Raw genomic sequence first — 10,453 nt, forward strand, 5'->3', positions numbered from 1 at the left:
AGATGACAAGGATGCTACCACGCCTGGTCCCCCTGATCGCGTGCGGCGCGGTGGTGGCGACCCAGGCACAGGCACAGGACATGGACCGGCGGGCAAGCCGGTTCGACCTGGGGGTGTACGCGGGCGGATCGATCACCAGCAACTGGTACGAGAGCCGCACCGTCACGCTGAACGGCACCGCCACACCCACGGAGAACGACGACAGCCAGGGGTACGCCCCGGGCTACGGGCCGGCGTTTGGCGCGCTGGCCAACCTGTGGCTCACGCCGGCCATCGGCCTGCGGCTGCACGGCGCGTACGTCCCCATGCGGCTGCCCAGCGACCAGAGCCCGTTCGAGTTCGAGGGGGCGGGCGAGACCGAGCAGTACGTGATGAACACCTGGCTGTACGACCTGAGCCTCACCTTTCGGCCGTTCGTGACGCGTGACGTGTCGCGCTGGCTTTCCTCCGTCTACTTCTTCGCCGGCGGCGGAGCCCTGACGGTGGACCTGGCGGGCGAGGACCGGCCGCTGTGCGAGGGCACCATCCTGGGGATGGGCGGATGCCTGTCGTTCGAGCCGGACCAGGCCACGGTGGGGCAGGGGACGGCGGGCGCGGGAATGGATTTCTTCCCGCTGGGCCCGCTTACGCTGTTTGGCGAGGCGGCGGCGCACGTCTACGACTCGCCGGTGCACGTGGACGACTTCTGGGTCGGGCCGATCCGCGCCCCCACGGGATCGACCGTGCGCGTCGCGGACGACGCCACGGCGGTGACGGGCCGGCTGGTGCTGGGCCTCAAGGCGATGTTCGGCAACCAGCTGGCGATGCCGGTCGCGCCGCCGCCGCCGCCGCCGCCCCCGCAGGTGACGCCGCAGCCGATCGCGCCGCCGCCGCCCCCGCCGCCGGTGAACCCGATGCGCGAGATCCGGGTGTGCGTGGTGGAGAACGGGATGCTGCGCGAGGTGACGGCGATGTACAACACGCAGAACGGCGACACCACGGTCAACGGGCAGCCGATCCCGGCCACGACCGGGTACGCCGCGGGCGCCACGTGGTACATCAACAACGAGCCGATCACGGTGAACGGGCGCCGCTACGTGCGCTACGGGCTGCCGCGGGTGCTGGGCGTAAACGAGGTGACGCGCTCGGCCGACTACATGGGCGTCACGGTGTTCTCCGAGGCGGGTGCGCAGGGCACGCCGGAGGTGCTGTACATCCCGGTCCGTCCGGGGTGCGAGTTCCAGCCGTACCAGCTGGAGGTCAAGGCGGGCGGGGTGCGCGGCGACTGAGCCGGAGCGGGGCGCCGGGGGATCCGTTCCCCGGCGCCCGGGCACCAGGCCGGTCCGCCGCGGCGGCCGGCGCAGCTGAAGGGTAGGGCGGTGGCGCGGGCGCGCACCGCCTCAGATCCAATCCATCACGGAGGACGAGTACATGTCACGAGAGAACGAGCCGGGCGGGGGAGAGCTGGGCACCCTTGAGCGGCTGCAGCAGCCGGCGGGGCGCCGCGACTTCCTCAAGTGGTCGGGCGCGGGCGTGCTGGGCGCCGTCGCCATGGCCGCCTGCAGCGACGACACCGACGTGCGCAGCATTACCGAGGTGGTGACCGAGATCGAAACCGATACGGTGACGGTCAACCCGCCGCCGGTCACCTTTCCCGCGGTCACGCTGAACTTCGCCAACAACTTCGGGATCCTGAACTACGCGTACGCGCTGGAGCAGCTGGAAGCCGCGTTCTACACGCAGGTGGTGGCCAACGCGGCCTTCACCACCGCCTTTTCCGAGAACGAGCGCCGCGTCCTGGCGGACCTGCGCGACCACGAGATCGCGCACCGCGAGTTCTTCGCGCGCGCCATCCCCGTGCTGGGCGGCACGCTCATCCCCAACCTTACCCCCAACTTCGACGCGGTGAACTTCGCCAGCCGCGACAGCGTGCTGGTGACGGCGCGCGCGTTCGAGGACCTGGGCGTGGCGGCGTACAACGGGGCCGGGCCGCTGTTCACCAACGACACCGCGGGGCAGACGCTGCTCACGGTGGCGGGCAAGATCGTGTCGGTCGAGGCGCGCCACGCGGCCGCCATCCGCGACCTGCTGGCCCCGCGCACCGGCGCGTTTGCCCCGCAGGCGTTCGACGACGCGTTTACGCCGCAGCAGGTGCTGGCCATCGCCGCCCCGTTCATCCGCAACGCGGTGACGGCGACCAACGTTCCGACCATCAGCTGAAGGAGCCGAGAACCATGAACAACGAATCGATTCTCGGCGGCCTGGACCCCGAGGTGCTGGAGACCATGGCCTCGCGCCGCGACGCGCTGCGCGGCGCCGGACGCTGGGCCACCGGGCTGGCGTTTGCGTCTGTGCCGCTGGCGCTGGCCGGCATGGCCCGCAACGCCTTTGCGCAGACGGGCCTGCCGCAGGCGGTAGTGGACGTGCTGAACTTTGCCCTCACGCTCGAGGAGCTGGAGGCCGAGTTCTACGTGATGGGCGTCAACGCGGCGGGGCTGATCCCGGCGTCGGACCGGCAGATCTTCACCACCATCCGCGACCACGAGGTTGCGCACGTGCAGTTCCTGCGCAACGCGCTGGGTTCGGCCGCGGTGGCCAAGCCCACGTTCGACTTCACGGCGGGCGGCGCCTTTGCCCCGTTCACCGACTACGAGCAGTTCAAGGCGCTGTCGCAGGCGTTCGAGGACACCGGCGTGCGGGCGTACAAGGGCCAGGCGCCGGCGCTGCTGGTGTCCAAGCCGGTGCTGCGCGCCGCGCTCACCATCCACTCGGTCGAGGCGCGCCACGCCTCCGAGGTGCGCCGCCTGCGCGGCAACTTCACCGACCAGGAGCCGCAGCAGGGGTGGATCACCCTGAACCTGCGCGGCACGGGGATGCCGGCGGCCACGCAGCCCGTGTACGACGGCGAAGAGAACATCACCCAGGCGGGGATCAACATCTCCACCCTTCCCAGCGTCGGCACGGGAGCCACGATCGGCGCCAACCAGGCGTCGGAGTCGTTCGACGAGCCGCTTACGCGTGAGCAGGTGCTGATGATCGTCGACCCCTTCATCGTGGGCGACGTGGACGGCGACGGCACGGAAGGCTGACGACGGCGCGCGGCTCCTTCCCCCAGCACGGGGAAGGACCGCGCGGCGGGGCTGGCGCCCAGAACACCGACTCATCAACCCCGGCCGATTGAGTCCCGGACGGGCACGGTTGAAGGCGCCGGTTCCCGTCGGGGGCCGCATCGAAGTCTTTCGCGCAGAGCGCGGCGGGGCATCGTGCTCCGCCGCGCCTCGCGTTTCTGCCGGCTTTTCTGCCGGTCCCGCACAAAGAATGGCCTCACGCAGAGTTACCAGAGTTAGCAGAGTTTTACGTACCGTTTCCTCCGGGTTCTCCCGGTCCGAAAGAGCGAAAACGACAGGCCTCACACGGAGTCAACGGAGTTAACGGAGTTTGTTCGTGCCGTTTCCTCTGACCTGCGGCCGGAAGTCCGAGGGGTGGTGAGGCGGAGGGCTGTCGACGAGGCACGAGCCCGCGTGAGGCGTCGGGTTGGGAGAGAGGTGGAATGCGGCAGGGGGCCATCCGCGTTTTTTCGGAGGGATGCGGATCGGCGGAGGGGCTTCCGGAGCGCGGGGGAGCAAGCCGATCGCACCCCCTGATGCGCGATCTGGAGAAGCATGTCCCCACGCCGCGATCAGGGATGGGCGGCGGAGCCAGCGGAGTCTCTGCTCCGTTGACACTGCTGGCTCTGCGTGCGGCCGTTTTCTCTGTTGTTCCAGACGGACACCGGGTCGAAAAACCATCGAGGAAGTAAAATGGCGAGTGGCGATTTCGGGAAGGCTCCTGCTTGCGCGGTGGATGGAGTCGCGGCAAACTATCGGACGATGAATCCCCCCTTGCCTGTAGACCCGTACTCCCTGCAGGGACACGCCACCGGCGCCGTGCCTACGCCCGATGCCGACGCCGCGCTGCTGGGCCGCATGGCCGCCGGCGACGAGTCCGCGCTGGGCGCGCTGTACGACCGCTGGTCGCCGCTGGTGCACTCCGTGGTCGCCCGCATTACCGGCGACCTGGACGATGCGGAAGAGCTGGTGGAGGAAACCTTTCTTCAGGCGTGGCGGCAGGCCGGGCGCTACGAGGGCACGCGGGGCGGCGTATCCACCTGGCTCGTCGTCATCGCCCGCAGCCGCGCGCTGGACCGGGTGCGGCTGGCCGGCCACAGGCGCGCCGCCGCCGCCGAGCCGCTGGAGAACGCCGACTCCGCCGGCTCCCTGCTCCCCGAACAGCCCACACCCCTGGCCGCCGCCGAGATCGCCGAAACCCGGCAGATCGTCCACACCGCCATGGAAAAGCTCCCCGCCGACCAGCGCGAAACGCTGGAGCTGGCGTACTTCCGGGGGATGAGCCAGTCCGAGATCGCCGAAGCCACCGGCCAGCCGCTGGGCACCATCAAGACGCGGTGCCGGCTGGGGCTGCAGAAGCTGAGAGAGGCGCTGTCCGTCCTTCGCGAGGACAGCGCATGACCACCGAACCGATGCACGAAGAGTTCTACGACGCACTGGCCGCGGAAGCGGTGGACGCCCTGCACGGCGAGGAGCGCGAGCGGTTGCTCGCGCACCTGGCCGGCTGCGCGTCGTGCGGCGCGGAACTCCAATCCCTTCGCGCGGCGGCGGCGCTGATGGCGTTTTCCGCGCCCGTCCGGCCCATGGAGCCCGCGCGCTCCGACCGCGTCCGCGCGCGCCTGCTGGCCCGCGCCGCCCAGGACCGCCAGTCGGTGACGCAGGTTGCCCCCGCGCCTTCCGTCCACACCGCGGGCGCCGACCAGGATGTGACGCTGGTCGGCGCGCCGCCCGTGCCCGTCCCACCGGCTGTCGTGCCCGCACCGCCGGTGATGCCCGTGCGCAGGGAGCCGGACGTCATCCCCATCACCACCGCTCCTACGCGGCAGCGCGCGCCGATCCTGCCGTGGCTGGCCGCGGCGGCGTCGCTGGTATTGCTGGTGGGCGTGGGATGGTACGCGGCCTCGCTTCGCGGCCGCCTGGCGACGGCGGAGGAGCGCTACCTTGTGGCGGCGCGCGAGCGCGGTGAGCTGGAGCGCCGCGTCGCCCAGCGCGAGGCCACGCTGGCGGCGGTCACCGCCCCCGCGTCGCGCGTGATCGAACTGGCGGCGGCGCGGCCGGCGGCGCCCGGCGGGCGGATGTTCTGGGACGTGGCCACCCACCGCTGGACCTTCTTTGCGCACAACCTTCCCGCCGTGCGCGAGGGCCGGGAGTACCAGCTGTGGCTGGTGACCACGGACGATCGCAGGATCCCCGCGGGCACCTTTCGCCCCGACCAGGGCGGCAACGCCGTGGTGCAGGCCACCTACGCGCTGCCGTCGGACGCCCTCGCCGCCGTCGCCGTGACGGAAGAGCCCGCGGGCGGCCTTCCCCAGCCCTCGGGCGCCATCATCGTCGCCGGCGCCGCCGCGGAGGCGGAGGAGTAGCGGCGGTTTTCAGCGCGGTCGACGGGAAAACAGAGGTCAGGGTACAGAGGAACAGACAACAGCCAGAGGAACAGAGGAGTGAATGCGGATCACCTCTGTTCCTCTGGCTGTTCTCCGTCCCTCTGTACCTTCCGATGTTGCTTTTCCGGATTTCGTAGTACGATTACGCGGCCTTCTCCGAGGAGGGCGGCTTGGGGGTGGATGCCTTGCGTGGGCGCCCGCCCTTTTTGCCGTTCTCGCGCGACGCGGCGGCCTTTTTAGCGCTCGTCCGGCTGGCGATCCACCGCGCCCACCACGCCGGCGCGTCCAGGTAATCGAAGATCAGCCCGGGAACGGTGATGTCCGCATCCAGCTCCTCCCAGTGCAGCCCGTAGCCGAACACAACCTCGACTTCGGCCAGCTGCTCCGGCGTGGCGCCCCTCAGCATCGGCTCCATCTCGGGCGGAAAGCCGAACCAGCAGCCGGAGCGGAGCTGAACCATCACGACTCCCCGCTCCGCATCGTACTCGGCATGGACGGCGCGCGGCTCGGTCTTGTCCAGGTGCTCGCTCAGCTTTTTGGCGGCGCGGTACTGCTTTTCGAATTCCTTGTCGTTCATTTCCTGGCTCCTCGACGAAACGCGAAATCCGTCCACGCGCTCTGTAGCTGGTCCTTGTGCTCCGCCACAAGCACAACGGCGCGGCGCACGTCTTTTTTGCGGATCTGACCCAACTCCTGCATGATCCTGCCCGTCTGGATCTCGATCACCGCGGTGCCGTCCCCGTTCGTGGCGTGCACGTGGGCAGGTTCATGCTCATTGGAGTAGAAAGAGAACGCGAAATCCGCTACCCGCAGAACCGTCGGCATATATAATACCTAGCTGGTGGGTTAGGATCAAGAGCGCAGCACGAGGCCTGCCCTCGCTGTGCCGCGGGGGCCCGGACGCGCTTAAAAGTTCGCGGAGTTTACACGCCGCGACTATTATGTGGGATGCGGGCCGATCTGTCCAGCCCCTACGTGATGGCGGATACGGCGCGCGGTATGGGGAGCGCGGCGGCGGGGCGGTGCAGGATGGCGAGAAAATCCAGCACGGTGTCGTTGAAGCCCTGCGGCTCGTCGTAGATGAGCGCGTGGGCGGCGCCTTCGATGATGCGCAGGCGGGCGCCCCGCAGGGCGTAGGTCATGGCGCGGGCAAAGTGCACGCTGACCACCGGGTCCCGCTCGCCTACCATCACCATCGCCGGCGCGCGGACCCGCGCCGCGGCGTCGAACGCGTCGTGGCGCTTGCCGGCCAGCCAGGTGCGCCCCCAGCGGACGGGCCCGGCGCGCACGTAGGCGTCCATGATCAGCGGCACCAGCGACGGCGGCTCACGGGGGATGTCGCGCAGAAAGCCGACGGCCTCGCGCAGCAGCCGCTTTTTGCGCCGGTCTCCCGTGGGCGCGGCCAGGATGATCCCCGCCGCGCGGTCCGGCTCCGTGGCGGCCAGCTCCAGCACCGTCTGGCAGGAGAGCGAGTGGCCCAGGTACGTCGCGCGCCCCAGCCCCAGCACGTCGGAAAAGAGCGAGACGGCGTACGCCTGCTGGATGATGGACAGCCACGAAGGCCCGTCCGTTCGCCCGAATCCCGGAAGGTCGGGCGCGAGGACGCGGTACCCCGCCGCCGCCAGCCAGGGCCCGTTCTTGACCCAGTAGTCCGCCGAGCACCCCAGCCCGTGCACCAGCACCAGCGGCGGCCCGTCGCCGGCCTGGCGGTAGCGCAGGTTCCAGCCGCCCGCGCGCACCCGGTGCGTAACCGCCCACTCGGCGGCGGCGCGGCCCAGGCGCTTGCCATCCGCCCTCACTCGCCCACCTCTTCGCCCGCCAGGAACGCAAGCACCGCCTCGTTGAACGCCTGGGGGGCGTCCACCATGGGGTTGTGGTAGGTGCCGCGCAGGACCAGCAGCCGCGAACCGGGGATCAGCCGCCGCATCTCTTCGCCGTGTGGAGGGGGGATGATGCTGTCGCGCTCGCCCCACAGAAGCAGCGTGGGCTGGCGGATGTCGGGAAGGATCGGGCGCACGTCGTCGCGCAGGATGTGGCGCAGGGCGCGCATCACGTTCCACGGACCGGCGGAGATCGCGTCCCCCAGCATCACCGGAAGAAACGTGGGATCGCCCCACTGCCGCGGCGGCGCCATCTCGTACGCAAAGCGCGTCACCATGCGCGGCGTGAGCGGCCGCGGCAGCCCGGCCGCGTCCACCAGCACCAGCCGCTTGACGTTCTCGCCGGAGCGCGCGGCCACGTGAATGGCCAGCTGGCCGCCCATGGAGTGTCCCACCAGGTGCGCCGGCCCGTCGGCCGCAAAGCTCAGCCACTCGCCCAGCACCGCCGCCAGCCCGGGCACGTCCGGCAGCCGCGACGCCGCCATGCGGCTGCGCCCGAAGCCCACCACGTCGGGCACCAGCACGCGATAGCGCGCCGACAGCCCGCGGATGTTGCGCGCCCACCACCGCGAAGAACCGGACAGACCGTGCACCAGCGCCACCGCGTCCTCGCCCGTGCCCGTCTCCGCCCAGTGAATGCGGTAGGCGCCAAAGTCGGCCTGGTGCGTGCGCAGCTCCAGGTCCCGCCACCGCACGTGGCGGCCGGGCACGGCGCCGATCAGACCGGAGAGGCTGGGCAGGGGCACGTTTCTGGAGTTCGGGGTATCAGTGCTCACGCGTGGCCGGGGCCGCGCCGCCGGCTGGGCGGCACACGAGCAATCCCCGGACCGGCGGTGTTCCGGGCCCCCGTTTCGCGGGGCCCGGAAAGCTGCTATGTTATCGCGTTTTTCGGACAGTACAACACATCTCCCGAGCCCTCCGCGGAGGGTCGGTTCTACCCGAAATGGAGGCCCTTTGAGCCGAAACAGAGACCGCAACAAGAGCAGCCGCCCGACCGCGATGGACGAGGCGCGCAATGAGCTGTTCGGCCACATCCACCGCTGCGGCGTAATGCAGGCGACGCGCGACCAGCAGGAGGAGTGGATGAAGGATACGATCCAGTTCCTGGGCGAGCGCCACACCGCGCTTACCGAGCGGGAATTGAAGGAGCTGGCGAACATCGGCATGCGCTTCTGCAGCCCGGTGATCGCCAACACCGACGCGGCGTCCGCGTCGGAGCCCGTGGCGCAGCAGGAAACCGCCGCGGCCTGACGGGCTTTTCGCGGTGGCGCGGGGGAGGCGGAGTAGTCCGAAGGTCCGCCTCCCGGTACCGCCCGCCGCGGGCCCGGTCCGCAGTTCCGGAGTGCTCCCCGGACGCGGTACTATCGACTGCAATCCATGGATCCCGACCCCGGCAGTTTCTCCCTGCTCACCATCGTGGGCCTCGTCGCGGCAAACGCCTTTCTGGTCGCCGCGGAGTTCGCCCTCATCGCCGTTCGCCGCATCCGCATCGAGCAGTCCGTTCGCCGGGGCGACCAGCACGCCGCGCGCGTGCTGCCCGCGCTGGACCGGCTGGAGGAGCTGGTGTTCGCCGCCCAGGTGGCGCGCTCGCTGGCCTCCGTTGCGCTTGGCTGGCAGTCGGTGCTGATGGCCCGCGCGTACCTGGTGCCCGTCATCGGCAACGGGCCCGTGCGCCTGTTTGGCCTGGGGCTGGGCTCCGGCCTGTCCGTGGCCATCTTCATCGCCCTCTTCGCCGTGTCGCTGCTGCACGCCACGCTGGGCCAGCAGGTGCCCAAGCTGGTGGCCGTGCACCGCGCCGAGTGGATCACGGCGCACCTGGCCGTGCCGCCGCTGCGCGCGCTTACCTGGATCCTCACGCCGCTCACCTGGCCGCTCAACTTCGTCGTGCGCGGCGTGGTGCGGCTGTTCGGCGTGCAGTCCACCGGCTTTCATCCGCTCATCCAGACGCCCGAGGAGCTGCGCCTGCTCGTCACGCAGCCCAACGAGACGGGCGGCGGAACGGACATGGAGGACGACGAGCGCGAGATGCTGCGCGGCGTGTTCGAGATCAGCGAGACGGTGGTGCGCGAGGTGATGACGCCGCGTACGGAGATGGTGGCCGTGCCCGTGGACGTCTCCCTGGCCAGGCTGCTGGAGGTGGCCACGGTGGAAGGCCACTCGCGGCTCCCCGTCTACGAGGGCACGATCGATTCCGTGCTGGGCGTGCTGCTGACCAAGGACCTGCTGCGCGTGCTGCACGAGCGCGGCGGGGTGGCCGACGGAGCGTTCGACGTGCGCGCCCTGCTGCGCCCCGTCTACTTCGTCCCCGACACCAAGCCGGTGGACGAGCTGCTGAGCGAGCTGCGGCGGCAGGCCGTGCACCTGGCCATCGTGCTGGACGAGTTCGGCGGCACGTACGGGCTGGTGACGCTGGAGGACCTGCTGGAGGAGATCGTCGGCGAGATCAACGACGAGTTCGACGAGGTGGAGCCGGAGTTCTCGTCCACCCCCGAGGGCGACGTGCTGATCGACGCGGGCGTGCTCATCAGCGAGGTGAACGAGCGCTTTGGCCTGCGCATTCCCGAGGAGGAGTTCGACACCGTGGGCGGGTTCGTGTTCGGCACGCTGGGACGCGTGCCGGAGATGGGCGACGCCGTGGCGGTGCGGGGCTTTGGGGGGGAGATGGAGCTGCGCGTGGAGCAGACGGAGGAGCGCCGGGTGAGCCTGCTGCGGCTGACGAGTCCCGCGGTGGCCGAGCAGGAGGCGGGGGCGGCGGAGTAGGTTTGGGTGGCGTGGCTTCGTGGCTCGGAGCGTGGTTCGTGCGCGGAAGGAACGGCGGGGGACTGGGGACTGGTTACAGGGGACAGCCGGCAACGGCGGGGGGGCGCCGTCTGTCCGGTGATTCATCCGCTTCCCGCCTGAGCGGCTAAAGCCGCCGCTGGGACAGCGGCAAGCCCTGTCTCGCGCTGACGCGCTCTGCGAACAAGGCTTCAACCGCCGCACCGCGGGACCCCTGGCGGTGGCGTGGCACTCCGCCCGTGACGGACAGTCCGCGCAGGCGGACTTTGCGATCTTCCAGCGGCGAATTCATTTGCATCGTGGATGCGGGCGGAGCTCCGTCGTT

11 protein-coding genes are annotated in these 10,453 nt (G+C 70.3%); 7 read left to right on the forward strand and 4 right to left on the reverse strand.

The window, feature by feature from the left end; genetic code table 11:
* Window positions 1–2: 2 nt before the first annotated feature.
* The 5 genes from ACOJUJ_RS03365 to ACOJUJ_RS03385 all read left to right on the forward strand — a co-directional run bounded on the left by ACOJUJ_RS03365 (window position 3) and on the right by ACOJUJ_RS03385 (window position 5,449).
* Window positions 3–1,268, forward strand: a complete 1,266-nt coding sequence (locus ACOJUJ_RS03365; protein WP_420125431.1) for a hypothetical protein — start codon at window positions 3–5, stop codon at window positions 1,266–1,268.
* A 142-nt stretch (window positions 1,269–1,410) separates the two neighbouring features.
* Entirely contained in the window at window positions 1,411–2,199 is a 789-nt protein-coding gene (locus ACOJUJ_RS03370; protein WP_420125432.1) for a ferritin-like domain-containing protein, read from the forward strand.
* Between the two features lie 14 nt (window positions 2,200–2,213).
* Window positions 2,214–3,068 (forward strand): ferritin-like domain-containing protein, encoded by an 855-nt coding sequence (locus tag ACOJUJ_RS03375; RefSeq protein ID WP_420125433.1) that lies wholly within the window; start codon window positions 2,214–2,216, stop codon window positions 3,066–3,068.
* Window positions 3,069–3,860: 792 nt separating this feature from the next.
* Window positions 3,861–4,487, forward strand: a complete 627-nt coding sequence (locus ACOJUJ_RS03380) for a sigma-70 family RNA polymerase sigma factor (protein WP_420125434.1) — start codon at window positions 3,861–3,863, stop codon at window positions 4,485–4,487.
* A complete protein-coding gene (locus ACOJUJ_RS03385; RefSeq protein WP_420125435.1) occupies window positions 4,484–5,449 on the forward strand; it encodes an anti-sigma factor in 966 nt (321 codons plus the stop codon). The genes ACOJUJ_RS03380 and ACOJUJ_RS03385 overlap by 4 nt, the downstream gene beginning before the upstream one ends.
* 163 nt (window positions 5,450–5,612) lie before the next feature.
* Here the strand turns inward: ACOJUJ_RS03385 and ACOJUJ_RS03390 are convergent, their stop codons facing one another.
* The 4 genes from ACOJUJ_RS03390 to ACOJUJ_RS03405 all read right to left on the reverse strand — a co-directional run bounded on the left by ACOJUJ_RS03390 (window position 5,613) and on the right by ACOJUJ_RS03405 (window position 8,096).
* A complete protein-coding gene (locus ACOJUJ_RS03390; protein ID WP_420125436.1) occupies window positions 5,613–6,047 on the reverse strand; it encodes a DUF2442 domain-containing protein in 435 nt (144 codons plus the stop codon).
* Window positions 6,044–6,295 carry a DUF4160 domain-containing protein gene (locus tag ACOJUJ_RS03395; protein WP_420125437.1) on the reverse strand — a complete coding sequence of 84 codons (252 nt, stop codon included), beginning with the start codon at window positions 6,293–6,295 and terminating at the stop codon, window positions 6,044–6,046. The genes ACOJUJ_RS03390 and ACOJUJ_RS03395 overlap by 4 nt, the downstream gene beginning before the upstream one ends.
* Window positions 6,296–6,441: 146 nt before the next feature.
* The gene (locus tag ACOJUJ_RS03400) at window positions 6,442–7,269 is read right to left on the reverse strand and encodes an alpha/beta fold hydrolase (RefSeq protein ID WP_420125438.1); all 828 of its coding nucleotides are present in this window, start codon (window positions 7,267–7,269) and stop codon (window positions 6,442–6,444) included.
* Window positions 7,266–8,096 (reverse strand): alpha/beta fold hydrolase, encoded by an 831-nt coding sequence (locus ACOJUJ_RS03405; RefSeq protein WP_420125439.1) that lies wholly within the window; start codon window positions 8,094–8,096, stop codon window positions 7,266–7,268. Before ACOJUJ_RS03405 ends, ACOJUJ_RS03400 begins: the two co-directional genes overlap by 4 nt.
* 208 nt (window positions 8,097–8,304) lie before the next feature.
* Here ACOJUJ_RS03405 and ACOJUJ_RS03410 point away from each other — a divergent pair, with 208 nt between their 5' ends.
* Both ACOJUJ_RS03410 and ACOJUJ_RS03415 read left to right on the forward strand, forming a co-directional pair.
* A complete protein-coding gene (locus tag ACOJUJ_RS03410; protein ID WP_420125440.1) occupies window positions 8,305–8,601 on the forward strand; it encodes a hypothetical protein in 297 nt (98 codons plus the stop codon).
* 126 nt (window positions 8,602–8,727) lie between these two features.
* Window positions 8,728–10,110 (forward strand): hemolysin family protein, encoded by a 1,383-nt coding sequence (locus ACOJUJ_RS03415; protein WP_420125441.1) that lies wholly within the window; start codon window positions 8,728–8,730, stop codon window positions 10,108–10,110.
* Window positions 10,111–10,453: the final 343 nt, after the last annotated feature.

It is taken from the genome of Longimicrobium sp., from assembly GCF_048594345.1.
Taxonomy (GTDB): domain Bacteria; phylum Gemmatimonadota; class Gemmatimonadetes; order Longimicrobiales; family Longimicrobiaceae; genus Longimicrobium.